The sequence below is a fragment of the Pseudanabaena sp. Chao 1811 genome, assembly GCF_027942295.1.
Classification (GTDB): domain Bacteria; phylum Cyanobacteriota; class Cyanobacteriia; order Pseudanabaenales; family Pseudanabaenaceae; genus Pseudanabaena.
Window position 1 is genome coordinate 4639822 of record NZ_CP101416.1, and the last position, 24923, is coordinate 4664744.

Genomic DNA, 24923 nt, shown 5'->3' on the forward strand with positions numbered 1-24923 from the left:
GCTTCGTCCCAACACAAAAAGAGAGTCGCGTTGTAACACGACTCTCTTTTTGTGTTCTATACAATAAATCAACAGAAGCGGCACTTCGTGCCGCTTCTGTTGATTTAAGTTTTATGACCTAACGCAAGTTCGGGATAATTTGTAATGGACTTTGAGAGAGGGTTTGCCCTCTCTCAAAGCCCAAAAGTAAAAGCCTTGCTACGCAAGGCTTTTACTTTTGGGCTTTTAAAATTTGCTAGCTTAACCCGAACTGACGTGACCTAAGCAAAACTTTCACTGTTATAGAGAACCTTCTATTTTTAAGGCGGTTAGTACACTTACGTTTTGGTATTTCAAAGTGCTAAAATTACGATGCTGAAAGTATATATAAAGTTGAATTTTCTCAACTAACGATCGCTCGTTACAATTGCAGGGAATCCTTTTATTACCTAGGCAAATACATCTAGGACGGTAGTTATTCCAGCTTGACCTATGCTTCAAGACGCGATCGCCATTCGTCATTATCAAAAAATTACTGACTCACTCGTTGAAATGTCCGAACGAGGCTATCGTTCGACGGACGAAATGAGACTCTTTTTAGACGGTTACTTATCGGCTCTGCGCGTTACTAATGCGGTAGAAGTTCATAATATTCATCGTCTCGAAGAGGAAGTAATCCGCTTTCTATATGATTCCTCTAATTTTGAATCTCCCTACGAGTTTGAGATGGAGGTAGAACGGGGTGAAAGGTAAACACTATGTCGGATACCCGCGGTAAGAGGGGTTTGAAAACGATCTTGCTTAACCACTTGTAATTCTTGTTCTTGACAAAACAAGTCAATTTGCTCGCTCTCTTCGGGTAGCCATTGACCTCGATAGAGAATTGCTGTGCCACTCCTTTTAAGGAATGGCAGACAATAACTAGCGCAAATATCTGGCTTGCCCACAGCGCGGACAACCGCTAAGTCATATTTCTTGCTATAGCCAGAGGTTTGGTTAAGCTCTTCAACACGACCTGCTAGAGAGATCGCATTAGATAATTGCAAATCTTGAATGGTTTGCTGCACAAAGGCAACCTTTTTTTGTTTGCTATCGACTAGGGTGACTTGCCATGAAGGCTTAGCGATCGCGATCGGTAGTCCGGGGAATCCTGCACCCGTGCCAATATCAATTAGTTTTATATTTTCGCGATCCCAATAGGCAAGAACGCCACGCAATGAGTCCCATAGATGCTTTTCCCAAAAATCATCGGGGGCAATGATTCGCGTCAGGTTTTGCTTACTATTCCCCTCCAGAACTAGTTCATAAAGCTTTTCAAATTGGGCAAGCTGCTCTGGATTGGGCAACCAGTTGAGGGTAGATTGCCATTGTTCAAACAAGTGGGAAAAGTGGGGCATAAAAAACATCAAGTAGAAACGGCGCAAAGCGCGATCTCTACTTTACTAGCGATTTGACAGATTTAGAAGAAACGTCCTTCAGGAAAAGCAAGAAGCGATTTTTTGTAGCGAGGCTAAGCCTCGCTACAAAAAATTTGGTTACTTATTTCAATCGCAGAATCCTAATACCACAATTAAAAATGGCGCAGCCATTTTGGTAGTGCTAAATAGGAAAGGATGGACAGAGCTTCGCGCCGCCCATCCTTTCCTATTTAGGACTAACGCCATTTTTAGTTTTGAAAAATCTTGCTGGGTTTGTTTTTTACTTCACAAAAGTGCTGTCACCCTTTCGTGAATTGGTATAAGTCCATAGATGTTTGTCGAATTTTGACATTAGAGGATAAGATCAAACAAACATTAAGATTCATGTAGCATTACTAAGCAATTTATGTTTGGATAGGCGTATAAAGCGCTTTCACTCAGCATCTTCATGCTACCGATATAACAAAAAGATATAAAAGGTAAAATTTAAATGGCAGAACCAACTAAAACCCGCACCGCATTTACTAAAGACGAGCGTGGAATTTTAAATAATTGGGCGATCGAACCCAAGATGTATTTTGATGACAAAGTCGATAAGAAAGCTGAGGAAAAAGGCAAGGAGCAAGGTGAAGCTACAAAATATGCTGAACTCCTAAAGGGACGCTTGCCAATGATTGGGATTACCTTGCTCGTTTTGGTAATGATTGGGGCTACTTTACTCGCCATTGCCTAGGTTGCTACTGGTAAAGAATTTTTACAAATTATCGGTTTCTAAAAATGGGGGCAAAGCCAAGCTTTGCTCCTAGAATTATAGTTTTATGACAGTTCCCCAAGACCCAATCCAGTTTTTAACATTAGCCGAAGCCCATGCGATCGACGGAGCGCTTCTGTCAACGATGGAAAAATTTATGACCCGCATCACAATTTCTTCGATGCGGATCATCACCAAAATTGCTCAAGAGCTTAGTGTTCATGCAGAAACTCTTTCAGCACAACAAATTGTGCAATGGATTGAGCATGATTCGCAGATTCGGAAAGAGCAAGGTGAAGATGCTGCCTTTCTCAAATGGTCTTCCCCCCATCCTGATCTAGATTTTGAAGATACTAGACAGGATGAAGTGACCCCAGCCAAGCTTTCCAGCCATGAGAAATTTTTAACTCGTATGGTGATTTCGGCAATGCAAGCATTAACTGCGATCGCTAAAGACTACAGTGTTCATCTCGAAGATTTGACCGCAGAGCAAGTAATTACTTGGGTAGAGCGTGATGCTAAAGTCAAGCGTGAACAGGGTATCGAGGCATCATTTCTATCTTGGTAAATCTCTTGTAAATTCTTTAGTGTCTAGCAAAACTCAGAAGATTAAACAAATTATTGACGGATATTTGCCAGCCTTTTAAGACTTCTGGCACAGGCAAAAGATCTTCACCTCGGTGACTATTAAAGCGATCGCCTTGAAAGCTAAGTACGGTTCTTTCTTGAGGGGCAATAAGCCAGCCTAGTTTTGTACCATTTTGTTTTGTGCCATGTTTAAGAGCAAAGCTGATTTTATCGATGACATCAATCGGTGACTGATCAGGCGACAGAATTTCAATGAGCCAGTCTGGTGGGATTTCAATTCTATTAACAATTTCACCATTAGCATCAAGGGGAATATGCTCCCACTCAAATACAGCGATATCAGGAACAATGGATCTTCCTGCAAAGGTGCAGCGCAGTTCAGGAAAGGCAAAAACGATTTGCTCAGGTTCACCACGTTGATTAATCGTAGCAACTAGTTTTCCCTGCAATGTGCTGTGTTGTCCCTGCGGCATTGGTTTCTGAGTAATATTTCCTTTGATATATTCACTAGCTGGCTCAGTTTCAGGAAGCACTAAAAAATCTTCCAGTGAAATAAGACTAGGTTGTGATGGTTTTGGTTGAGTAGTAGCTAGCATAAAAATATTCCTAAAATTAACTACTAATTAACGCCAAGTCGCTAGGATGCATCTTTTCATATTTCTCAAAGGGCTGATGAATCCAAGGATTGTCGGATAAAAAGTCGATGTAATAATCGGGCTTAGCTATAGAACAAGCCTTGAACCAAAGCACCGCCGATCGCACTTCGGTAATTGCAAATTCTGGATGTTGCTTGAGCCATTCGAGAATTTGTGCCAACGTGACACCTGAATCCACCAAATCATCCACTAGCAAGATCCGCTTGCCGAGCGTATCCGTAGTCATGGTGATGCTATGGGCAATTTTTAAATCACCACGTTCTTGAAAATTTTTACCTCCATAGGAAGAAGTCGAGAGAATAGCTAAAGGTTTGTCAAAAATGCGCGACAGGATATCCCCAATGCGTAAGCCGCCCCTAGCCAGACAGAGAATTTGGTCAAACTCCCATTGCGAATGATAAATTTGAGCTGCCAGTCCTTCGATTTTGGCGTAATATTCGTCCCAAGAAACATATAGATCAGACATAGTGGCAGCTTTAACAAGTAAATTTCAAGCAAATATCCAAATTTTGCTGTGTGCTTATAGTATCAATTAGTACATTCAATTGGACTTGTCCAAAAGTAGGGACTAGACTAGAGGAAGAAAAAATGAGATAGGGAGACAAAAGCGTGGTAGCTGTTACTGAGATTCCATCTATTGGCAACATTTTAGAGAAGCCTATTGAGCGTCGCCTAACCGTGCAGGTTTCGGAAATTGCGGCTGACACTACTACCATTCGATCGCTAGATTGGGATCGCGATCGCTTTGATATTGAGTTTGGCTTGCAAAATGGGACAACTTATAACTCCTATATCATTCGTGGCGAAAAATTAGCCCTAGTCGATACATCACACGCTAAGTTTCGCGAACTATACCTTAAAACCCTCAAGGAACAAATAGATCCCTCTCAGATTGATTACCTAGTCATCAGTCATACAGAGCCAGATCATAGCGGACTAGTAAAGGAAATTTTAGAACTCGCACCCAATGTCACCGTAGTAGCGACAAAGGTTGCATTGCAATTTTTGGGTGAGTTGATTAACCGACCTTTTAAACAGCAAGTTGTCAAAAATGGCGATCAAGTAGATCTCGGTAAAGGGCACATTTTACAGTTTGTGAATGCGCCAAACTTGCATTGGCCCGACACGATGATGACCTTTGACCATGCCACCTCGATTTTATATACCTGCGATATTTTTGGAATGCACTATTGCAGTGAGGCAACCTACGACGAGGACTTGCAAAAGATTACGCCCGACTATCGCTTTTACTATGAATGCTTGATGGCTCCCAATGCGCGATCAGTCATCTCGGCAATGAAGCGGATGGATGAGTTGCCTCAGGCGGAAATCGTCGCTAATGGGCATGGTCCTCTGCTGCGCTACAACGTTAAGGAATTGACTGAAAACTATCGCCAATGGAGTCAAGCCCAAACCAAGGGCGAAACTAACGTTGTGGTTTGCTATGTGTCCGACTATGGCTATTGCGATCGCCTATCGCAAGCGATCGCCCGTGGGATCGCCAAAACAGGTGTCGCCGTGGAAATGGCGGATCTCAAGGCGATTGATTTGCAGGAATTGCGGGAACTAGTGGGTCATGCTTCGGGCTTAGTGGTATGCACACCGCCAGCATCCAATAGTCGAGTAGAAACGGCGATCGGCGCAATCTTGGCAGCAGCAACCGAAAAGCAAGTAATTGGGTTGTATGAGCCGCACGGGAATGAAGATTCCTCCATTGATTTGTTGAATAATAGATTTAAGGATCTAGGGGTAGTGACAGCTTTTCCTGCGATTCGCGTCCGAGAAAATCCCAATGAAGCGATATATCAGACCTGTGATGAGGCGGGAACTGACTTAGGGCAGTTGCTCACTCGTAAGCAAAATATCAAACAACTCAAGGCGATCGATGCTGATCTCGATAAAGCTTTGGGCCGTTTAGCGGGTGGTTTATATATTATTTCCGCCGCCAAGGGTGGTGCTCGGAGTGCGATGTTAGCCTCTTGGGTCGCGCAGGCAAGCTTCAAGCCCCTTGGATTTACCGTTGCGGTGGCAAAGGATCGGGCGATCGAGTCATTTATGCAAGTAGGCGATCGCTTTGTCTTGAATGTGCTCGAAGATGGCAACTATTCCAAACTGATGCAACATTTCCTCAAGCGATTTGCTCCTGGGGCAGATCGCTTCGAGGGTGTGAAAACGCAAATATCTAGCTCTGGCGCACCGATTCTCACAGAGGCTCTTGCCTTTATGGAATGTGAAGTAATGAGTCGGATGGAATGTGCTGATCACTGGATTATCTATGCGATCGCTGAAGAAGGTCGTGTTTCTAAACCCGATGCGCTTACCGCCGCCCACCATCGCAAAATTGGCAACCATTATTAAAAAGAAAGGGCGGTAAGCGCCCTTTCTTTTTATTGGCAATAAAGGGTAAAATATCTGTAAAAATAGCTACAATTTCACAACCAAACTCTCGTTTTTGGGAGTAAAATGTCAAGAATCTATGACATTTTACTCCCAATTTTTATTTGTTTTTGTTCATGTTGAATTTTCAAAAAGCGCGATCAAAGTGGCAAAGTTATTGGTTCAAACTCTTCGGTAGATGGCAATCCTGTCCCCTCACCTGTCCGATTGATCGCCCGCATCATAAACATGTTGTTTGGAGTTGGTTGGGAAGTTGTATTGCGATCGCCATGACTGCCTATCTCTCAACAGTCACGAACTCACCTTTGATCATGGCTCCCTTTGGCGCAACGAGTGTCCTAATTTTTGGTGTTCCTGAAAGTCCCTTAGCCCAACCGCGCAATGTTATTGGAGGCAATCTCTTATCAGCACTGATTGCCTTAACAATTTTGCACCTGTTTGGCTCTTCTCCTTGGACAATGGGTTTAGCCGTAGCAACAGCGATCGCTGCCATGCAAATTACCCATACTGTACATCCGCCATCGGGAGCCGTTGCTCTTGTGGTGATGATGACTAAACCCGATTGGCAGTTTTTGGTGACACCAACCTTTGAAGGATCAGTAATTTTGGTGCTATGTGCGGTTATTTTTAATAATCTTGCAGAAGAGCGTACTTATCCCAAACACTGGCTATAAAGAAAGGCATTCGTACTTGACACCGAGCAAATTTTCACCCCCCTCATTCCCCCCTTGAAAGGTGGGGAAGCATAAATTCTCCCCCTTGAAAGGGGGAGTTAGAGGGGGTAAAGATTTTTGGTGTATCAAGTATTTGATGCCATCCAAAATGACAAAAATCACTAAGTACATTCTTATAAAAAAGGAGGCGCAAAGCGCCTCCCTTTTTTATACTTTGCCAAAACGGCGATCGCGCTCTTGATAATCCATCAATGCTCGGTGAAATTCACGACGATCAAAATCTGGCCAAAGAGTATTGGTGAAATACATCTCGGTATATGCCATTTGCCAGAGCAAGAAATTACTTAATCGCATCTCGCCACTAGTGCGAATGAGCAGATCAGGATTATGGGTTCCCGCAGTATAGAGATGCTGCTCAAACAGGTTCTCATCAATATCTTCAGGCTTGATTTCCCCTGATTGGGTAGCTTCAGCGATTTGGCGACAGACTTTCACGATCTCACGACGACTACCATAATTAATCGCTACCGTAAAATGAATCGCTTGATTATTTGCCGTAGCAATTTGCGATCGCTCGATTTCCGCACGCAAGGAATTGGAAAGAGAATCCAGATCACCAACAAAGGAAATCCGCACCCCTTCACTGCACATTTCGTCTAATTCACGACGCAACATCCGCTCAAACAAAACCATCAAGAAATCAACTTCCTGTGCAGGTCTACTCCAATTTTCCGTAGAAAAAGCGTAGACCGTCAGCGCATCAATTCCCCAGTCTTTGCAACAGCGTAGCAAGTCCTTGAGCGCATCAACCCCCTGTCTATGCCCCGCAATTCTGGGCATTCCTTTCTGCTTTGCCCAACGACCATTCCCGTCCATAATTACGGCAACATGTTTAGGCAATCGCTGACGATCTAGATCTGGTGGCAAAGTTTGCAATAGCTTAGCAGTCATTTCTTTTCTGACGATTTTCGACTTACCATATTTTTGATATTCACACTTGACCAGAGCCAATTAAACTTGGGCACTGTTCTTCCTAAAGGAGTCGGACGATAATTACCGAGTTTAGTTTCTAATATTTCTCGGAGCCGACTACTAGCGAGAGGACGATCTAATATGCCATTTTCTGCGATCGCGATCGAACCTGTTTCTTCAGAAACTACAACACAAAAACAATTTCTGACGCGATCGGTAATGCCCATAGCGGCTCGGTGTCTTGTGCCAATTTCCCGTGAAGCGGCCCGATCAGAAATAGGCAAAATCACGCCTGCCGCTACAATCCGATCTTCACGAATCAGGATTGCCCCGTCATGTAAAAGTGTTGATGTTTGAAAAATGGTATGTAGTAGCTCTTTGGATAACAAGGCATTGAGTCTGACACCAGGCACAGAAAAATCGCGATCATCAATCGGTTCACCAGTCTCAATAATCATTAAGGCACCTGTTCGATTTTGAGATAGCTCAATGACCGCCTCAATAATTTCCTCAATTACTGAATCAGCTTCTACAGGCGAACGCCGACTGGTGGCTGGTTGAAATAGGGAGAGTAAATCCCCACGTCCCAAACGTTCGAGAAACCGCCGCAGTTCTGGCTGCAAAATCACTGCCATCGCTACAGCGGAACCAATTAATAATTTATCAAGAACAAAATTCAGCAATCGTAAACCAAGGCGATCGCTAACAACACTAGCAATCAGTAAAAAGATAATGCCCCGCACCATCAACAAAGTGCGGCGATCGTTGCTGAGGGACAGCATGAGGTAGATCAATCCAAACAATGCAAGGATATCGATCGCCCTCATGATGAATGCAATTGAGTTGATATTGGCAAACCACTGCATTCATAACCCTCTCATTCACAACTAATTTCGCAACTCACTTGGCAACGCATTTCGTGACTACTTGCGTAGTCTCTCTGGCAAACAATCTTGACGTAATAGATCCTCACGAGTTTCACGTTTAATGATCAAACTAGAGTCACCACCTTGGACAACTACTGCCGCAGGCTTGGGTAGACGGTTGTAATTGGAAGCCATGCTGTAGTTGTAAGCACCAGTTCCAAATACAACTAGAGTATCGCCTGCCTTGGTTTCAGGTAATTGAATATCTTTAATCAAAATATCACCTGATTCGCAATGCTTACCTGCGATCGTCACAGTTTGCGATAGGGGAGCGCTCATCTGATTTGCCACCACAGCACGATATTTAGACTGATAGGTAATCGGACGAGGATTGTCAGACATACCACCATCAATGGTCACGTAGGTGCGAATATCAGGCACAGTCTTGCTACCACCGATGGTGTAAGCAGTCGCGCAGGTTGCACCAACTAGCGATCGCCCTGGTTCACAGAGTAATTTAGGCAAGGCTAAACCTGCGGTAACAAAAGCTTCAGTCACACCTGCACTAACAGCTTTGATCCATTCTTCAATGCTAGGGGGATCATCGGACTCGACATAACGAATACCTAAGCCACCACCGATATTTAGCTCTGAGAATTGCAAGCCATATTTTTCGCCAGCGAGTTTAAACCACTGCACCATCACACCGCCGATATCTTGGTGAGGCTGCAATTCAAAAATCTGGGAACCAATATGGGCATGAATACCAATGCAGTTCAGATTTGAACCTGCAACAAAGGCAAATACAGCCTCAATTTCATTGGGGTCAAACCCAAACTTACTATCAATATGCCCTGTCTGAATATATTCGTGGGTATGACATTCAATGCCAGGGGTCAAGCGCAACATGATCCTTGGGGCTGTAAAGGCGACCGAGAGCGCTTGCTCTTTGGCAAGACTGGCTAGAGTCTTTAGCTCATGCCAATTGTCCACTACAATTGTGCAGCCAACCTCTAGGGCATAGCTCAGTTCATCTAGGGATTTATTGTTGCCATGAAAATAAATCAAACTAGGTGAAACACCCGCACGCACTGCCGTCAGGATTTCCCCTGCGGAAACCACATCAATACCTAAGCTTTCCGAGGCAACGATCGCACAAACGGCAAGGCAACTCCAAGCTTTAGAAGCATATAAAACTTGAGAGGCTCCTTGATAATGTTTGACCAAAGCATCGCGATATTGCTGACAAGCAGTTCGCAAACTTACTTCATCCAAAATATACAGTGGTGAACCATATTGCTGGACTAATTCCACCACATCACAACCACCAATTTCTAAGTGATCATCGGCATTAACTACAGCCGTTAGTGGTAACAGTTGTTGATTGGGCGACAAGCTATTTAAACTCGTAGCATTATCCTGTGGTGAATTCGTCGCAACAGCCTCTTGTCTAAGACTATTTAAAACAGTAGTCATGAAGTACCAATAATTTGTTGTAAATCTTTATCTAATACCTATTATAAAAAATAGCGGCATTTTTATTTTATAAAATACCGTCGGGCGCTTTGTGGCTCATGAATATTTTAATTTTCAATTTTTTCAAGATTTAGCGATCGCTGTAATTCTGCAATTTCATCTTTATGGGCGCGCACTTTTAGTCTGGCTTCAGGCAAAAGTTGCAAGCTAACTTTATGCTCACGGGGAACTCCACGCCAATAAAACACACCTGCGATCGGTGATGCAATTGTCAACCACAACCAGAGATTCTCTAAATCGGGAATTAAAATACCTAGTACTAGACCTAGACAAATCAAACCAATAGCCGCCAAGATTGTCAAAAATATTGCTAAGAAAACACTTGGTCTGACTTGACCCAGCAAAATGGCAATATCCCGTTCTGGATCAATCTCCACAACCTTATAAGCCCTTTGCTGGAAATGATCGCGGACTTGCATTAACAGGCGATCGTCCGTAAGTTTATCAACATTAAAAAGAGCCTCGGTAGTGCGATCGCGAATCGAACCACGTAAAAAAGAAATTAGACCCAAAAATAACAGAATTGTTAAGAGGAGCGTGGAATATATTGTAGGAATAGTTGCAGGCATTCGGACTGAAATTTTATAGGTTTGGGTACAATCTGTTAACTGTTTTGGTGATCAGTACCTTGGCATAATTAAAAACCAGATCTAAAACCCACGGCGCAGGTTTTAGGGCTTTATATTTAACTTAAGCCTACTTACTTAGTGCTTTGCCAATGAATCCATAGGCATTTGCAAAACGAAACAATCAACGACAGCAAAGGTTAAGCAGGCTTCATTTTAGCTACAGCAAAATAAAACACGCTATAACTGCTTATTATAAGTAGCAAATCTAAAAATTCATAAGCATTAGCATCTTTAAATTTGATAGACAGTGCTTTGATCTGATACTTTGATTTGATCTCAAATCGAGATTTTGCTGTAAATCCCTAATTAGTTATAAGATCTGTAGCCAAATAATAAACTTCCTACAATTCTTAAACATATCCAAACCCTTCTTGATTGCTATATGTTCTTAGTTTTGATATAAAGATTAGCGGTTCAGCCTGTGATGATTTAGAGCTACTTAGGTAAAATAAAACGATGACTGAATATCCTAAAGCGAACTATGCAGGCAAGTACATCGATGATTCGTTTAAACTTGCCAAATTTTTCCGAGTATTACGCAAACGTTGGATGGTCATCGTAGCCGTTTCTGTCACTGTATTTGCTGGAAACACTTACTACACATTTACCAGAACCCCTCAATACCGTTCAAGTGCTTCTCTGCTGATCAATAACTCCACGATCGCAGTATCTGATATCCAAGTCCCCGGTTTACCAGGCACCTCATTAATTAACCTGGGCACAGAGATTGGCATCCTCCGAAGTCGCCCTTTGATTGAAGTTGCCGTCGCTAAATTACAGCAATCTGCATCAAGCAATGCTTCTAAAGATATAGATGCTGCCACGATCATGAAGTGGTTAGAGATTCGCCCCGAAAAAGATGCGTTGATCCTACGTTTGACCTATACGGACAGCAATCCCAAACGAGCGCGGGAAGTTCTCAATGCCCTATCGGAAACTTATGTCGAATATAGCTTAAAGGATCGCCGTACAAAATCTAGTACTGCCATTAAATTTATTCAAGGTAAGTTGCCTCAAGTCAAACAACAACTTGATAAATCGGCGCTCGCAGTTACGCAATTTCGCAAAAATTACAATATCGTCGATCCTGAAGTCTACGCTGCTGCGGTTTTCAAAATGCGCGAAGCTTTAGAGGCTCAAGCTCAAGAATTACAAATCAAAATTGCCCAATATCAGCAGCAATATACAGCTCTCAGTCGTCAAGTTGGGAAATCACCAGATGCCGCGATCGGTGGCGCAATCCTCCAACAAGATATTCCCTATCAGTCCCTAGTAAAGCAATTCCAAGAAGCTGAAACTAACTATTTCTTAGAGCGCACTAGATTTCGCGAAGATTATCCTACAGTCAAAGCTCTCAAGGACCGTCGTGATGAACTCTACAAATTATTAGAAACTCGCGCTCAGTCCGTAGTTGGGCTTAAAGGTAGTGCAAACATTGCTAATGAACCAAATAGCCCCATTCAACAAACTCTAGCGACTCAGCTATTTGAAGCCCAGACAAGCCTTGCAGTTAGTCAAGCCCAGTTAGAAAGTATTAGAAGCGCTCAGGCTGAGGTTGCTAAAGCTTTTTCGCAGATTCCCCAAATTCAGCAAAAGTATATAGAAATCCAAAGACAACTGGCTCTGGATACATCTACTTACAACAAGTTAACTGAAAAGCTCGAAGAATTAAGGATTTCAGAAGCTCAAGAGATTTCCTCATGGCGAGTTTTAGAACCACCCCTAATTCCCATAAAACCATCATCACCAGATATTGAGAAAAGCTTGATTATTGGAGCTTTGGGAGGTGTGGTACTAGGGATATTATTTGCTTTAATTCTCAATCGCCTTGATCAACGTATTCGTGAAGTGGAAGAAGTCAAGGAAATCATCGATATTCCTCTGCTTGCTTCAATTCCCATGACCGAAGTTGCTTCTTTGGGAGCGATGTTAAGTCAGGGCATTTTGCCAACCAGCAGCTACTATGCTTTTAAGGAAGCTTTGAGTTCGCTGGCCTTAAACCTGCGCTATTTAGGTACAGATAACACGATGAAAGTGATTGCTTTCACTTCGTCAGTACCATCTGAGGGCAAGAGTACTCTTACTTATAACCTATCTACTATTCTGGCTGCTCTGGGATATAAAGTTCTCCTAGTAGATGCTGATATGCGGAAGCCCACAGTACATAAGCTAACAAATCTAAGTAATAAATCTGGTTTATCCACTGCGTTAGCTACCCCAAATCCTTGGCAAGATCTGGTGCAGGTTGCTGATGAAAAGGGCAACTTACATGTTTTGACATCGGGTTCACTGCCACCAAATCCGATGTTGTTGCTAGAGTCTACGAAGATGACAGCACTTTTGCAGGAGTGGAGACAAGCCTATGACTATGTTTTAGTAGATACTCCTCCCGTAATTGGGATAACTGATGCTCAATGTTTAACTTCTAAGGTTGATACCTTTATTCTAGTCGCCGCGATTAATCGCTCTACTAGAGGTGGTATCGCGAGAGCCTTGGAGATTTTATCGACAGCAAGGGCAAATGTGTCTGGTTTATTGATTAATATGATTGGTTCTTCAGATAGTGAATACCATTATGGATATTACGATCAGTATTACCTCAATCCCAAAGGTAGTGAAGAAGAAATTGAACCAGATTCAGAAGTAACAGCAATTGAAATTGCTAAACCATAGATATGAAAGGAGCGCTTCGCGCTCCTTTCATATCTATGGTTCGGGATAATTTGAAACGGGCTTTGAGAGAGGGTTTGCTATGCAAACCCTCTCTCAAAGCCCAAAAGTAAAAGCCTTGCCTAGCAATGCTTTTACTTTTGGGCTTTTTAAATTTGCCACCTTAACCCAAACTGACATTAAATATCTACACCACGTTTGAGATCTACACCTTTTTCGGCGTAATGTTTGGGACAGACCATTTCCGAATAAAAAGGCGGTGCAATGCACCGCTTTTTTATTTTTTAAAAGTCTACGCCACGTTTAAGATCGACACCTTTTTCGGCGTAATGTTTGTGGCAGACCATTTCTGAATGGACTGACGCGAGATCGAAGTAGGCGGGGTTGTTTAGGCAGCGTCCTGTGATGATTACTTCCGTATCACGAGATTTTTTAAGTAGCGCTTGGCAGATTGGCTCTACGGGTAATAGATCGAGATCGACGGTAGGATTGAGTTCATCAAGAATGATCGTTTTATACAACCCTGATGCGATCGCAGCTTGAGCAATTTCCCAACCACGTTGCGCTTCGATGCAGTCGATTTCCTGCTGTTGACCACGCCAAACGATCGCATCACGTCCACAGCGCTGATGATCAATCACATGGGGATAGCCACGTTTGAGCGCTGCGATCGCTGCATCTTCGGTGTAGCCCGCTCCACCCTTGAGCCATTGCATAATCAGAACTCGGTGGGATAAATCGCGACTGATGCCCGTACCGATCGCTTTTAGAGATCTTCCTAATGCTGAGGTACTTTTCCCTTTACCTGCGCCTGTATAAATCTCAATGCCTGTGACATCATATTTCTCGGCATGGGCATCATCGTGCGATCTCATTTCCGAGTGCAGATCGGCGATATCAATTAATGCTTGGGGTGCACCGCGTCCTGTGCAGATTACTTCGAGGTGGGGTGGTTTATTTTTTAAATCTTTAACAACGAGATCGGCAGGAATTAAGCCTAAATCGAGTACGGGATTAATTTCATCTAAAACTACGACAGAATAAAGTCCTGATGCCATTGCGCCTTTAGCGATCGCCCAACCGCGTTCGGCTTCTTGGCGATCGAAGGGGGTGACATGTTCAGCATCAAAAAATTCGGCGCGTCCAGTGCGAACATGATCGATTAAGTGGGGAAATCCCTGTTGTAATGCAGAAATTGCGGCATCTTCAGAATATTCACGCTCGGAGCCTTTGAGAAAGCGCAATAGTAAAATCCTTGTGCCAAATGGTGAGTTATCAGACATGCCTAAGCCCAGCGATCGCAGGACTACGCCGAGAGCCGCCTGTGATTTACCTTTGCCAGTTCCGTCATAAACATGGATTTGTCCGATCTCACGTTCGGGACGCACCTGTGCGGTCATGATGCCAATCGCTGCCATGTATTTACTTAGTCTCTTTTCACAACGCAATACAATAGTATAGCAACCCTTCCAAGACAAGAGTGGCGGCGGCGCTGCCTCTTGTCTTGTATAGTACAATCCGAATAGCTAGGATACTTCTGGGATTAGCTAATGCTACAAATAGATCTCAAACATCTGCCCACCAGCGACGAATTACCTGATTCCGATGATACGCCTGTGGATAACGAAGACCAGAATTTTGTACCGAATTTACTATTGTTCTTGTTGGAATATATTTGGAAAAGTCGCGATGATTGGTACTTTGGTGTGGATATGGGGATCTATCACACCACTGGCGTAAGTCCTAGAGTTCCTGTAGTTCCCGATGGATTTTTGAGCTTGGGAGTGGAACGTCGTAAAAATGGTGGATCACGCAGCAGTTATGTGATGTGGGAAGAAGAAGATACTGCACCGATTTTGGCTTTAGAAGTTGTATCCCATACCTATGGCGATGAATATGAAAAGAAGTTGGATATTTATCGCCAACTAGGTATCAAATATTATGTGATTTACAATCCTCAATTCTGGCGGCGCGATGGACATTTGCCTTTTGAGGTTTATACATTAGTTGATGGTGATTACCAATTACAAATTGGTGAACCTCTATGGATGCCAGAAATCGGCTTAGGGATTGGACGTTGTGTTTTGCCAAGCGATCGCTTGAGTCGTGAAGTTTTAAGCTGGTTTGATCAAAAAGGCGATCGCTATCTTACAGCGGAGGAACAAGTTGATTTAGAAAGACAACGGGCTATTGAGTCACAGAAACAGGTGGATTTGTTAATGGCAAAGTTGCGATCGCTTGGTATATCTGAAGAGTAGAAGCCCACACTGAAATCGCGATCGCACGAAATAAATTCATTTAGCTACAGCCAAAAGTTCATTTAGCTTATTTTTTAGATCTGGGGATGTTCTTAAGGAACTGTAGAGTTCGTCTGCGTAAAATTATATTTAGAAATTTATATTTAAAGATTCGCCAGCTTGTGCTGATGAATGCTAATATTTCTATTAGTCACGACAAACAAGACAAAAGTAGCTTTTTGTCTTGACAAAAATTATTGTTGTGTTTTATTTAACCCTATCTACGCTAAAAGCGAGGATGACAGTATATTGAGAAAGGAACACGCATTGCGGGGCATTAGTATTGTTGCATCAATACTAGTACCCTTCGCGAGTCTTGAAGCTAGTTTTCAAACCGCCAAACACGAGACTGGAAGCGATGTTACATACCAAATGGTAATATCTCTAAAGACAACCTCAAAACGTTAGTTCAGAGACTTAAGCAAGTAGGTGCTACCAACATCTGCTTGCTTTTTTATTTAACTTAGTTAACGTATTGCTATCGTATTGGTTACATACCAATATGTCAAGAGTAGATTTTCTTCTTACTGATTTCTGATTGCGTCAAAGCGTTGCTGAGAGAGTATTTCCATCTTTTACTTCATTTCACTCTGACCTTAGTAGCAGCCTAAATTCATACTTTATACCCAAGCGTAAACAAAACAACACTTTCTAAATCAGCGATCATCCCTGAATCTAACTGTCCCAACCTTTTAATCAATCGAGTTTTATCAAGGACTCGAAGCTGATGACAGAGTGCCACTGAATCTTGACTTAAGCCACCTTGATCACTAGGGATTAACAAACAAGTTGGCAGAGCTGCCCGTCGTAAGTTAGTTGTGAGGGGAATTGTGATGATAGTGCTAGTGAATTTAGAGATTGTGTTTTCTTGAAAAATGATAATTGGACGAGTGCCAGCTTGCTCTGAGCCTTGAGTTGGATCGAGAGTTGCTAACCATATTTCACCACGAACCACTTTCATTTTTGTCCTCACTGTTCAAGAGTTCAGCATACTCAGAAATCCCTACTTCAGCCAGTTCTCGATCTTCCTGAGCAAATTCTTGATAGAGGTTAGCAAACTGACTAATATCGGCTGTCGGCTGACTAAATCTCGTTTGAAACTTGATAAAAGCAATAAAATCTGCAACTTGCTTTAGCTGTTGATCATTAAATTGGTCTAACTCTTGTTTAAGGTATTCCTTAGTGATTACTGTCATTGCTAAACACCTCGCAAATTCTCATCACAACTTCTCGCTCAATTATAAAAGAATATAGTTTTCCGTTGTGGCTAATGCCAAAGACAAGATAATCTGCGGATTGGGTATAGGGGTTACATGGGCGAAAATCTTTGTATAAGGCATAATTAATCTGTATTACCTCACATCTCTGGCAATCCTCTCGAAATTTATGGCAAAAAAATTGGCGATCGCTATAGCTGCATTTTTGTATTTTGGTATTAGCGCAGCAGCCTATGGCGATACCAAAATGGCACGGCGAGCTAAGGACATCGAAATCGATCGCCAAGTGATCGAAAGTAGCCCTGTATTACGCCGCTGGCTAGAGAAGCCCCCCGATCTTTTAGACGATATTTATAACGTGCCGAGCTTTGATAAAAAACTGAAGCTAGGGATTACATCACGGAATAACTCACTGGGGATTGAGGCAGGATTTGAAGATATGTTTGTGGGGCAATCGCCCTTAACCGTGAATGGTAGCTACCAGACCGAGTTTAGCGGTCGCGAAAGCGAGCTACAGGCAAATTTCCGTTACTATATCTTGCCCCTAGGTTCCTATTGGAACATAGCGCCAATAGTCGGTTATCGCCAGTTTAATCAACTAGATCGTCCGCAAATTTCAGGGCTAGATGTGGGCTTGCAAGGAGTCTTGATATTATCGCCCCATAGCTCAGACCTGCGATTAAGCCATACCTTTACCTCTCCTAGTGGCGATCTAGAGATGAGTACAACGACGCTCTCCAGTAGTTATGCAATTACGAATAATTTACGGCTCGGTACAAAAATTGAATGGCGGCGATCGCCTTTAATTTATGACAGTCGGGTTGGCTTTTTATTAGAGCTGGCACTTTAAGCAGTAAACAGGTTGTTGCAAAGCAACAACCTGTTTTTTTAATGCAATTTTGCGGCAGGATAATCGGTTAATAGTTGGCGTTGCGTGAGTAGATCGATCGCTGTAACCAATAACTCGCGATTTTCACTAATGCTAAATAAAACCTTGAGGCGATCGCAGTCAGGCTGACCGAGAGGATCGAGTATGGCGATCGCCTGTGGGATACCTTCCCCATTAACATCGGCTTGTAAGGGTTGAAAATTCTCTTTCTCTTTTTGGTTAAACTGCATCACGATGCGATCGCCATCAAAGCTAATCTCAGCAGCACCCTTGGGACGACTTTCGAGTTCGCCAATGGTGAGGGCAATTTCGGACTGATCGGGGTGAGTGGCTCTAAGTACTAACTCAATGGGACGACGGGTGGGATAGACCTGACCTCTCCGAAATAGGGGCTGATATTTCCATTGTTCCGTAGTCCGATCCCAATGACGAATCGCATAGGAATGGAATAGATAGTCCTGCACACTTACACCCTGACTAAGTAGCAATGCCCCGTGAGCGATCGCTTCAAAGGGTTTGTGGCTATAGACTTTTCCCATCGTGAAATAGGATTCAACAAAGGTACGCACTGAGGGAATGAGGGTACAACCACCGACTAAGAGAATATGCTTGATATCACCTTTGAGAACTCCTTTATTAAAAGCACGGTTAATTAATTCATCGATCGCTAATTGCAGAATTCGATAAAAACCTTTGCGATCGAGTAACTGTTCTAGCTGTTGGCGAGTATAGCTAATCTCAAGTGCTGATTGAGAATTGATATCAAAAAATATTTCGGAAGCAGTTTCTGTTTCCGAGAGCTGGATTTTAATCCGTTCCATTAATAACTTCAGAATACTAGAACTCCTTAATCCATCACTATTGGCAATATCTTCACGACTATCTAAATAATCCTGAACTAGCCACTGATCGATATCTTCACCACCCAGCGTATAACCAGTTTTGGCGATCGCTTCGGCTTTATGTTCCGTCCATTGACTACGATTAACCCCAATCTGATCGCCCCATTTCACCACATTGTCACTCTTGGGCAAACGTACCAGTGACAAATCCAAGGTTCCACCCCCAAAATCAATCACTAGTACCAATGCACTAGGGGAGATCGCCTCATAGCCCAATGCTGCTGCTGTTGGTTCGTCAATAATCCGAATACGCGGTACTTCTAAGGTCGGTAAATTTGAAGCGAATATTTCTACACTACATTCCTCTAGCCAGCGGAGATATTTCTCGTAAGCTTGGACAGGAGCCGTCAAAATTACTTCCGATGGAAAGATTTGTTGCGATCGCAATTTATTGAGGAGTTCCCGCAAGAACTGATTGCCGACCCATTCTGGAGTTACCTTTACATCATCAAGCCTAGGACTATAGCCAACATTTGCCACCAATCGCCGCTTGATTTGATTAAACAATCGTGGTTGAGGACGATCTTTTCCCCTATCGATTACATATTGACCAATCTCTACAATTTCCTCTTGAGCGTTCTGAACATAGAGCAGTGATGGCACAAGGGCATTTAAAGGTGCTGGACGATTGAGATTTTCAAAATTTAAAGTTTCAGGTTGATTAGTAGCGATATTCCATCGAGCAATTACCGTATTACTACTACCAAAATCAATGGCGATCGCATTCATAAAGATTCCGTAAAACTAACATCTTCGTACAGATCCGCAAACTTGCCTTCAAAATTAATGCTAGCTAGTCGGAAAATTTCTTGCTCTTCGGAATATGTTGCTAAAAACCAGCGTCCTGCTTCTTTCCGAAAACAATCAAGGCGTTGACGTTTGGTATTAACTAAAACATATTCTTCTAGGCTTTCTAATTGTTGATAATCAGCGAATTTATCACCACGGTCAAAGCCCTCAGTAGATTTTGAGAGAACTTCGATAATTAGCTTAGGAAAGCTTTTGTGATTTGGAGTTTGAGTATCTCTGGGATCGCAAGTTACCATAACATCAGGATAATAAAAGCGATTTAATGAGTCTATCCGTGCTTTCATATCGGACATGTAGACTCGACAATTAGAACCGCGTAAGTGACTGCGAATTACAAAAGCCATATTTAAAGCGATCGTCACATGGGGATCGTTGGCTCCCGCCATTGCATAAACATATCCATCGATATATTCATGTTTGATATCGCTGTTTTCCTCCATTTCGAGATATTCTTCTGGAGTTATATAATTAAATTGCGGATTGGCAATCATAATTTATTGGGGACGCAAATAAGAAATTCCTTTCGCAAGAAAGGTTAGACAATCGCTAACCCCTCCTCCAAATTACAAATAGATTTACTTCTTCTTAAAGAATGGCAAAGCTCCCTTGAGCAATTCCATTACACTCTTATCCTCTAAATTATTGGACTGTTCTTCATCTACAGGATATTTAAAATCTAAGAGTAGAACGATGCGAGTTTGTGTGCCGCGATTCCATGCCTCATGCTCGGTGGTGTCGTCAAATACGAAGGTCTTCCCCTCTTCCCAGCCGCGTGTCTCATCGCCAACTCTCAGCCCACATCCTTCACAACCGACTAAGCCCAAATGACAACGTAGCACTCCATCAGGATAGCCAGTATGGGGCTTGATATGGGTTCCGGGCTTGAGGGAGGAAAAACCTGCGGTGACGAGATGCGGAATTTGTTCGACAAGTTTGGTGGTTTCGGGACAGAGTTGGCAATTTTTATCTAGCTTCATGCCAAAGGCGTACAAACCAAAAATATCCCAGCCATCTTGATAGAGGTGCTTTTCTGGCCATTCCACAAAACTGCGATCGCTGAGTTGTTCGAGTTCGCGGCGCACAGTCAGCCAATTGTCTTCTAAAATATTGGTAAAAGGAAAATCTTGAGAATTTTTATACATAAGTTTATTTAACTGTAATTAGGCAGCAACTCCAGAAGCGATCGCCTGACTATCAACCACACTCGTAACATCGACTAATTCTGCCTCAAAACTGACTTGGGCACGATTGGTTTTGCCTCCGACATAAAGGCGATCGCCAACCTGCAAAGCCCATACCTGTGAATGACTGATATAGCTCATCACTACACCCAACATCAACAGTCCAAATCCTGCGTAAACAATGGGAATTCCGGGGTCAGCTTTAATTTGTAAGCCTGTGCTACCGATCGCTTCTTTTAACGTAAAGGTAACACCATTAACTTCTGCTTTACCATTAGTTCGCACTGTAGTGAGCAGATTTCCTTGCTCGTCATAAATCAAGAAAGTACCTTGCAAGTCTGGTGTAATCAGTGTCACTCCTGCACTGAGATCAGGCTTAGTAGGAATCCATGTTCCCCAAACTTGTCGCCCACCGTTTTGAGATTCTAATTTATTGACAGGTAATTGCAGAACAGGACTATTATTGAGCGTAAATTTGATGGCGTGAATATCCCAGTTTGCTTGATAGAAGCTGACTCCCTTATATTTCAAGGGCTTGTTCACATGGATCGTTTGGCGATCAACTTCTTTGCCATCTTTATCGAGAACCGATAAATCGGAATAGAACTGATCAATTCTTCCTGTCGGTGTGTAATCAATCCAAAAGCGATTAACCCGCACTGACCAATCCTTGGGAACTTGGGAAGCCGACCACATCCCTGCTTCCGTAATATTTTTTACTTGAAATGTCTCGCCACTGGGAACCATTTCCTGTGCGATGAAGCCTGTCATCGAACCCCAGATCGAGCCAATTAAAACCAATAACATACTGGCATGAACGACGATGGGACCAATTCTGCCAACAAGTCCTTTACGGGCATAAAGGCGATCGTCAGCTTGATATACCTTGTAATTTTTAGACTGTAATGACTGTGCTAACTGGGTGAGATTGCCGCCGACAATTTCCGTGGCAAGGGGCAGTTTCGCAAAACTTTGGGGCTTAGTGTAGTAAAACCAACGTTTAGAAGCCTTAAGGATTGGCAATTGACGATTGAAAGTGCAAGCAGTAAGGCTTGTGCCAAACAAAATCAGTAAAGTGAGAAACCACCAGCTACCGTAAACATGTTCTAGTCCGATCGCCAAAATCACTTTGTACGACAAGAAACCAAATAGGGCAGGATGTTCAGGATAATTTTCGCGATAGAAATCAAGGGTTTGCCCCTGCTCAATCACCGTGCCAAGGATGCTAAACAGGGCAATTAATAATAAAAGGGCGATCGCTACCTTGAGATTGGCAAGGACTGCCACGACCTGATGTCGCCAAATTTGGTTTGCCTGAAATCGGAGTTGTTGAAACACGTCACGTCAATGATTACTACTTCTAGACTAGATCTTAGCTCATATGTTTATCTTGACCTTCGTTAAGGGTTAAAAGTCAATTTTTGTAGCACGGCAAAGCCGTGCTACAAAAAATCGGTTCTTTATTTAAATTCACGCTAAAGTTATGCCAGATATCTAGGTATTTAAAATTTATGTCACAGGGCAAAGAAACTACAGTTTTAGTTCTGTCATTACTGGTCACAGCAGGGATTGCTGGTGGTGGCTATTGGTTCTTCTCGCAGCAGAGTAAACCAACTCAATCTCCCACTTCGACAGCCACACCTGAAGCAACATCTCCTACAGCGACTAAAACCAGTGCGCCAGCTCCAACTAGCTTAAATTTTGATACATCTTTGCCCAATCCCAATGTTTTGGAAATTGACGGCAGCACCACGATGGTGACGTTAATTAAAGAACTGCGGACTGCCTATAGCCAAGTTAATCCGAATATCCCCACCACATTTGGATTGCCTGATGGTAAACCCAATGGCTCTAGTCAAGGTTTGCAAAATCTGATAAGTGGCTCGATCTCGATCGCTGCAACCTCACGCCCCCTCAAAGCCACTGAAGCCCAAGCAGGTGTCCAACTAGTACCGATCGCTAAAGATGCGATCGCGGTAGTGGTGAGCATTAACAATCCCTTTAAAGGCAATTTAACCAAGGATCAAGTCCGCGATATTTATCAGGGCAAAATCACTAATTGGTCACAAGTTGGTGGCACAAATCAACCAATCAAAGTAATTAATCGCGCAACCACAAGCGGCACTAGAGAAGCTTTTCAAGATATCGTCCTACTCGGTCAAAGCTTTCCTGCTGATAGTCCTAACTTCATTACTTGGAAACAGGATGAAACGACAGCAATTTTGCGAGATTTAGGTGACAATGGCATTAGTTACGCCACAGTCTCTCAAGTGGAAAAGCAGGAAATAGTCAGAATTGTGCCAATTGATGGCATCAATGCCACTGATATCGCTGCGATTAAATCTGGTAAGTATCCGATTAGTCGTAGTTTGTTTTTAGGAGCCAAGAAAACAACTAGCCCCGTTGTTAAGCACTTTATCGAGTTTGCCCTTTCGCCTCAAGGTCAGCAGATTGTCCAAAAATTAGGATTCATTCCTATGCAATAAAAAAAGGGATGCAATGCATCCCTTTTTTTATGAGTTGATAATTTTATTTACGCTCGCCTGTATAACCTGATAAATCGGCTAGCTCATCTAAAGAGCGATCGCCTGAAACCATCTTGCCATTAATTTCCCAAGTGGGATAACCCTTAATGCCCTTGTCTATACATAATTGCGTTTGGGGCTTTTCGCCTTTGGGATCGCATTCAATGTAAGGAATTAGTTTCTGAGCGTCGCCGAACCTTTTTTTCTGATCCAAACAATGCGGACACCAATATGCGCCATACATCTTGGCATTGGTGGCATTTAAGTGCTGGGCAAGCCTTCCAGCAAAAGAGTTACTTTGCACAGCAAGTTTACTCTGGCTAGCATAGACACCAACAGTACCTGTCAATGTGATAATTGCCACGATCGCACCAGTGAAGAATAACTGCCCCACATCTTTCCAAGAGTTGCCAAATACTGTCAGCAACCAAATTAAAGCCATGTTTGTCGCGGAGGTGACACAGTAAAGGCAGAACTGTGGTTGCCCGTTAATGCTGTCAACTTTACCTGAGGCAAGTAGATACATTAAGTAACCACTAAACACAAATGTTGATGACGACACCATAAACATCAAGAAATTGGCAACTTCCTTGATTTTGGCTTGCTCCTTAGGATCGTCGCGCTTTAGCAACATTGGCACTCCAGCCAGAAGCCCCAGAGTCAGATAGCCTAAAGCTCCAAAAATCGTGAGGGGAATACCAAAGATTTTGGCATATTCACTACTTAGTACTAGGTCACAACCACTGCCTTGAACATCACAAAGAGCAACTTTTTGCCCAAAGAAGTGTGTGACGGTTAAATAGGTTGTAAGCGAAAAGCCAAATATAGCGATCGCAATGATCGCAGGGTGCGACCATCGATGCAACCAAGGCTCAGATCGTTTTCGCGTATTCGTTCCAGACAATTTGTACCTACCTGCTAATAGCCCCGTTGAAAATCACAGCGCATATTGCACCATGATTTCCAAATTATAAGATTTTATTCAATCTACTTTTATCCAATCGAAACTGTTGGCGATCGCAATATTTGCTCTTCAGCCAGATTTTTTTTGCGATTAGCAATATCCAAACGGACAGCATCAACAAAACGGCTAACCCGAATCGGATCGATCGCCTGTTGAATCTGACCATTTCGCTTGAGAGAACTGGAAACAATAACACCATCAGCATATTGCATCAGTTGCGGCACATTATCCCATGTTGCGCCAGAGCCAACAAATAGCGGCGTGTCACCACAGGCAAGCTTTGCTTCCTTAAGATCCTCAGCTGTGGGTGGATTGCCTGTTGCCCATCCCGATAGGATCACGGCATCGGCAAGTCCGCGATGAATCGTATCGTGAACCGCCGCGGTAATTTGGGGCACAGAAATGGGTTGAGCGTGCTTGACCAAAACATCGGCAAAGATTTTCACATCTGTACCGAGTTCGCGGCGATAACGCAGCAGTTGATAAGCATCACCTTCGATAATGCCTTGATCGGTTGCCATTACGCCCATGAGGACATTGACACGGATAAACTGAGCGCCTACACAGGAGGCGATCGCCATCGCGCTATGACCGTCATTCCTCAAAACGTTAATGCCCACGGGGATACCCACCATCTGTTTGACACGATGCACAACCAGACTCATGGCACTAACCACCGCAGGATCAACACGATCTTTGGTAAAGGGAGCGTCAAAAAAATTCTCTACGATAATTCCTTGGACTCCGCCTGCGGCAAGGGCAGTAGCTTCTTGTTCGGCTCGATCAATGACCTCTTTAAGGCTGCTCCCCCAACGCGGTGAAGTAGGCAATGGTAAAAGATGAATGACCCCTATTACGGGTTTTGGTGTATCAAATAAACTAATTAAATCCACATGCGTGATGTTTATAAAAATTTGGGTAAAAAGCTCAGTTACTAGCTTTTAATTTAACTCGATTATGAGTGCATAATTTTATCGTGAATTCGATCCCGTCATTTCAATT

The 24923-nt window shown here is 43.0% G+C and carries 25 protein-coding genes; 9 read left to right on the forward strand and 16 right to left on the reverse strand.

Annotation, left to right across the window (positions count from 1 at the left end):
• Positions 1 to 471: 471 nt before the first annotated feature.
• Complete coding sequence (locus tag NMG48_RS21145; RefSeq protein ID WP_126386286.1) at positions 472 to 732, forward strand: DUF6761 family protein; 261 nt, start codon at positions 472 to 474, stop codon at positions 730 to 732.
• Here NMG48_RS21145 and rsmG read toward each other — a convergent pair.
• Complete coding sequence (rsmG, locus tag NMG48_RS21150; RefSeq protein ID WP_271253362.1) at positions 693 to 1376, reverse strand: 16S rRNA (guanine(527)-N(7))-methyltransferase RsmG; 684 nt, start codon at positions 1374 to 1376, stop codon at positions 693 to 695. The two genes, NMG48_RS21145 and rsmG, sit on opposite strands and share 40 nt — an antisense overlap.
• Positions 1377 to 1887: 511 nt before the next feature.
• Between rsmG and NMG48_RS21155 the strand changes: the two genes are divergently transcribed.
• Both NMG48_RS21155 and NMG48_RS21160 read left to right on the forward strand, forming a co-directional pair.
• Positions 1888 to 2130, forward strand: a complete 243-nt coding sequence (locus NMG48_RS21155; RefSeq protein WP_271253363.1) for a chlorophyll A-B-binding protein — start codon at positions 1888 to 1890, stop codon at positions 2128 to 2130.
• Positions 2131 to 2215: 85 nt separating this feature from the next.
• On the forward strand, positions 2216 to 2716 hold the full coding sequence (locus NMG48_RS21160) for a hypothetical protein (protein ID WP_271253364.1): 501 nt from the start codon (positions 2216 to 2218) through the stop codon (positions 2714 to 2716).
• A gap of 16 nt (positions 2717 to 2732) precedes the next feature.
• Here the strand turns inward: NMG48_RS21160 and NMG48_RS21165 are convergent, their stop codons facing one another.
• Both NMG48_RS21165 and NMG48_RS21170 read right to left on the reverse strand, forming a co-directional pair.
• The gene (locus tag NMG48_RS21165) at positions 2733 to 3332 is read right to left on the reverse strand and encodes a Uma2 family endonuclease (protein WP_271253365.1); all 600 of its coding nucleotides are present in this window, start codon (positions 3330 to 3332) and stop codon (positions 2733 to 2735) included.
• 16 nt (positions 3333 to 3348) lie between these two features.
• A complete protein-coding gene (locus NMG48_RS21170) occupies positions 3349 to 3858 on the reverse strand; it encodes a phosphoribosyltransferase (RefSeq protein ID WP_271253366.1) in 510 nt (169 codons plus the stop codon).
• A gap of 143 nt (positions 3859 to 4001) precedes the next feature.
• On the opposite strand from NMG48_RS21170, the gene NMG48_RS21175 reads away from it, so the two are divergent.
• Together NMG48_RS21175 and NMG48_RS21180 are read left to right on the forward strand one after the other, a co-directional pair.
• Entirely contained in the window at positions 4002 to 5750 is a 1749-nt protein-coding gene (locus NMG48_RS21175) for a diflavin flavoprotein (RefSeq protein WP_271253367.1), read from the forward strand.
• 155 nt (positions 5751 to 5905) lie between these two features.
• Positions 5906 to 6463, forward strand: a complete 558-nt coding sequence (locus tag NMG48_RS21180; protein WP_169362093.1) for an HPP family protein — start codon at positions 5906 to 5908, stop codon at positions 6461 to 6463.
• Between the two features lie 207 nt (positions 6464 to 6670).
• Here the strand turns inward: NMG48_RS21180 and uppS are convergent, their stop codons facing one another.
• From uppS to NMG48_RS21200, 4 genes are all read right to left on the reverse strand, one after another.
• Entirely contained in the window at positions 6671 to 7414 is a 744-nt protein-coding gene (gene uppS, locus NMG48_RS21185; protein WP_271253368.1) for a polyprenyl diphosphate synthase, read from the reverse strand.
• Positions 7411 to 8301, reverse strand: coding sequence for a diadenylate cyclase CdaA (cdaA, locus tag NMG48_RS21190; protein WP_271253369.1), 891 nt, complete (start codon positions 8299 to 8301; stop codon positions 7411 to 7413). The genes uppS and cdaA overlap by 4 nt, the downstream gene beginning before the upstream one ends.
• Positions 8302 to 8358: 57 nt before the next feature.
• Positions 8359 to 9777 (reverse strand): diaminopimelate decarboxylase, encoded by a 1419-nt coding sequence (lysA, locus tag NMG48_RS21195; RefSeq protein WP_271253370.1) that lies wholly within the window; start codon positions 9775 to 9777, stop codon positions 8359 to 8361.
• Positions 9778 to 9884: 107 nt separating this feature from the next.
• Complete coding sequence (locus NMG48_RS21200) at positions 9885 to 10406, reverse strand: cofactor assembly of complex C subunit B (protein ID WP_271253371.1); 522 nt, start codon at positions 10404 to 10406, stop codon at positions 9885 to 9887.
• A gap of 516 nt (positions 10407 to 10922) precedes the next feature.
• Between NMG48_RS21200 and NMG48_RS21205 the strand changes: the two genes are divergently transcribed.
• Positions 10923 to 13139: a GumC family protein gene (locus tag NMG48_RS21205; RefSeq protein WP_271253372.1), complete on the forward strand. Its 2217-nt coding sequence runs from the start codon at positions 10923 to 10925 to the stop codon at positions 13137 to 13139.
• 281 nt (positions 13140 to 13420) lie between these two features.
• Here the strand turns inward: NMG48_RS21205 and NMG48_RS21210 are convergent, their stop codons facing one another.
• Complete coding sequence (locus tag NMG48_RS21210) at positions 13421 to 14554, reverse strand: cob(I)yrinic acid a,c-diamide adenosyltransferase (RefSeq protein WP_271253373.1); 1134 nt, start codon at positions 14552 to 14554, stop codon at positions 13421 to 13423.
• Between the two features lie 132 nt (positions 14555 to 14686).
• Here NMG48_RS21210 and NMG48_RS21215 point away from each other — a divergent pair, with 132 nt between their 5' ends.
• Entirely contained in the window at positions 14687 to 15394 is a 708-nt protein-coding gene (locus NMG48_RS21215) for a Uma2 family endonuclease (protein WP_271253374.1), read from the forward strand.
• Positions 15395 to 16046: 652 nt separating this feature from the next.
• On the opposite strand, the gene NMG48_RS21220 is transcribed toward NMG48_RS21215, so the two are convergent.
• On the reverse strand, positions 16047 to 16394 hold the full coding sequence (locus NMG48_RS21220) for a type II toxin-antitoxin system PemK/MazF family toxin (RefSeq protein ID WP_271253375.1): 348 nt from the start codon (positions 16392 to 16394) through the stop codon (positions 16047 to 16049).
• Positions 16375 to 16629 (reverse strand): hypothetical protein, encoded by a 255-nt coding sequence (locus NMG48_RS21225; RefSeq protein ID WP_271253376.1) that lies wholly within the window; start codon positions 16627 to 16629, stop codon positions 16375 to 16377. The genes NMG48_RS21220 and NMG48_RS21225 overlap by 20 nt, the downstream gene beginning before the upstream one ends.
• A 190-nt stretch (positions 16630 to 16819) precedes the next feature.
• Between NMG48_RS21225 and NMG48_RS21230 the strand changes: the two genes are divergently transcribed.
• Positions 16820 to 17500 carry a hypothetical protein gene (locus tag NMG48_RS21230; RefSeq protein ID WP_271253377.1) on the forward strand — a complete coding sequence of 227 codons (681 nt, stop codon included), beginning with the start codon at positions 16820 to 16822 and terminating at the stop codon, positions 17498 to 17500.
• A gap of 38 nt (positions 17501 to 17538) precedes the next feature.
• On the opposite strand, the gene NMG48_RS21235 is transcribed toward NMG48_RS21230, so the two are convergent.
• The 4 genes from NMG48_RS21235 to NMG48_RS21250 all read right to left on the reverse strand — a co-directional run bounded on the left by NMG48_RS21235 (position 17539) and on the right by NMG48_RS21250 (position 21770).
• Complete coding sequence (locus NMG48_RS21235; RefSeq protein ID WP_271253378.1) at positions 17539 to 19170, reverse strand: Hsp70 family protein; 1632 nt, start codon at positions 19168 to 19170, stop codon at positions 17539 to 17541.
• Positions 19167 to 19742, reverse strand: coding sequence for a Uma2 family endonuclease (locus NMG48_RS21240; protein ID WP_271253379.1), 576 nt, complete (start codon positions 19740 to 19742; stop codon positions 19167 to 19169). The genes NMG48_RS21235 and NMG48_RS21240 overlap by 4 nt, the downstream gene beginning before the upstream one ends.
• 84 nt (positions 19743 to 19826) lie before the next feature.
• Positions 19827 to 20393 carry an aspartyl/asparaginyl beta-hydroxylase domain-containing protein gene (locus tag NMG48_RS21245; protein ID WP_271253380.1) on the reverse strand — a complete coding sequence of 189 codons (567 nt, stop codon included), beginning with the start codon at positions 20391 to 20393 and terminating at the stop codon, positions 19827 to 19829.
• 18 nt (positions 20394 to 20411) lie between these two features.
• A complete protein-coding gene (locus NMG48_RS21250; RefSeq protein WP_271253381.1) occupies positions 20412 to 21770 on the reverse strand; it encodes a cytochrome c biogenesis protein in 1359 nt (452 codons plus the stop codon).
• A gap of 173 nt (positions 21771 to 21943) precedes the next feature.
• Between NMG48_RS21250 and NMG48_RS21255 the strand changes: the two genes are divergently transcribed.
• On the forward strand, positions 21944 to 22918 hold the full coding sequence (locus tag NMG48_RS21255) for a phosphate ABC transporter substrate-binding protein (protein WP_271253382.1): 975 nt from the start codon (positions 21944 to 21946) through the stop codon (positions 22916 to 22918).
• A gap of 43 nt (positions 22919 to 22961) precedes the next feature.
• Here NMG48_RS21255 and NMG48_RS21260 read toward each other — a convergent pair whose 3' ends face one another.
• Positions 22962 to 23861: a vitamin K epoxide reductase family protein gene (locus NMG48_RS21260; RefSeq protein ID WP_271253383.1), complete on the reverse strand. Its 900-nt coding sequence runs from the start codon at positions 23859 to 23861 to the stop codon at positions 22962 to 22964.
• Positions 23862 to 23950: 89 nt separating this feature from the next.
• Entirely contained in the window at positions 23951 to 24814 is an 864-nt protein-coding gene (btpA, locus tag NMG48_RS21265) for a photosystem I biogenesis protein BtpA (RefSeq protein WP_271253384.1), read from the reverse strand.
• Between the last annotated feature and the right edge of the window lie 109 nt (positions 24815 to 24923).

Bases quoted from the DNA above. Each gene is read 5' to 3' on its own strand.
- NMG48_RS21145 (WP_126386286.1), top strand. From the start codon at position 472: ATGCTTCAAGACGCGATCGCCATTCGTCATTATCAAAAAATTACTGAC.
- rsmG (WP_271253362.1), bottom strand. From the start codon at position 1,376: ATGCCCCACTTTTCCCACTTGTTTGAACAATGGCAATCTACCCTCAAC.
- NMG48_RS21155 (WP_271253363.1), top strand. From the start codon at position 1,888: ATGGCAGAACCAACTAAAACCCGCACCGCATTTACTAAAGACGAGCGT.
- NMG48_RS21160 (WP_271253364.1), top strand. From the start codon at position 2,216: ATGACAGTTCCCCAAGACCCAATCCAGTTTTTAACATTAGCCGAAGCC.
- NMG48_RS21165 (WP_271253365.1), bottom strand. From the start codon at position 3,332: ATGCTAGCTACTACTCAACCAAAACCATCACAACCTAGTCTTATTTCA.
- NMG48_RS21170 (WP_271253366.1), bottom strand. From the start codon at position 3,858: ATGTCTGATCTATATGTTTCTTGGGACGAATATTACGCCAAAATCGAA.
- NMG48_RS21180 (WP_169362093.1), top strand. From the start codon at position 5,906: ATGTTGAATTTTCAAAAAGCGCGATCAAAGTGGCAAAGTTATTGGTTC.
- uppS (WP_271253368.1), bottom strand. From the start codon at position 7,414: ATGACTGCTAAGCTATTGCAAACTTTGCCACCAGATCTAGATCGTCAG.
- cdaA (WP_271253369.1), bottom strand. From the start codon at position 8,301: ATGCAGTGGTTTGCCAATATCAACTCAATTGCATTCATCATGAGGGCG.
- lysA (WP_271253370.1), bottom strand. From the start codon at position 9,777: ATGACTACTGTTTTAAATAGTCTTAGACAAGAGGCTGTTGCGACGAAT.
- NMG48_RS21200 (WP_271253371.1), bottom strand. From the start codon at position 10,406: ATGCCTGCAACTATTCCTACAATATATTCCACGCTCCTCTTAACAATT.
- NMG48_RS21205 (WP_271253372.1), top strand. From the start codon at position 10,923: ATGACTGAATATCCTAAAGCGAACTATGCAGGCAAGTACATCGATGAT.
- NMG48_RS21210 (WP_271253373.1), bottom strand. From the start codon at position 14,554: ATGGCAGCGATTGGCATCATGACCGCACAGGTGCGTCCCGAACGTGAG.
- NMG48_RS21215 (WP_271253374.1), top strand. From the start codon at position 14,687: ATGCTACAAATAGATCTCAAACATCTGCCCACCAGCGACGAATTACCT.
- NMG48_RS21220 (WP_271253375.1), bottom strand. From the start codon at position 16,394: ATGAAAGTGGTTCGTGGTGAAATATGGTTAGCAACTCTCGATCCAACT.
- NMG48_RS21225 (WP_271253376.1), bottom strand. From the start codon at position 16,629: ATGACAGTAATCACTAAGGAATACCTTAAACAAGAGTTAGACCAATTT.
- NMG48_RS21230 (WP_271253377.1), top strand. From the start codon at position 16,820: ATGGCAAAAAAATTGGCGATCGCTATAGCTGCATTTTTGTATTTTGGT.
- NMG48_RS21235 (WP_271253378.1), bottom strand. From the start codon at position 19,170: ATGAATGCGATCGCCATTGATTTTGGTAGTAGTAATACGGTAATTGCT.
- NMG48_RS21240 (WP_271253379.1), bottom strand. From the start codon at position 19,742: ATGATTGCCAATCCGCAATTTAATTATATAACTCCAGAAGAATATCTC.
- NMG48_RS21245 (WP_271253380.1), bottom strand. From the start codon at position 20,393: ATGTATAAAAATTCTCAAGATTTTCCTTTTACCAATATTTTAGAAGAC.
- NMG48_RS21255 (WP_271253382.1), top strand. From the start codon at position 21,944: ATGTCACAGGGCAAAGAAACTACAGTTTTAGTTCTGTCATTACTGGTC.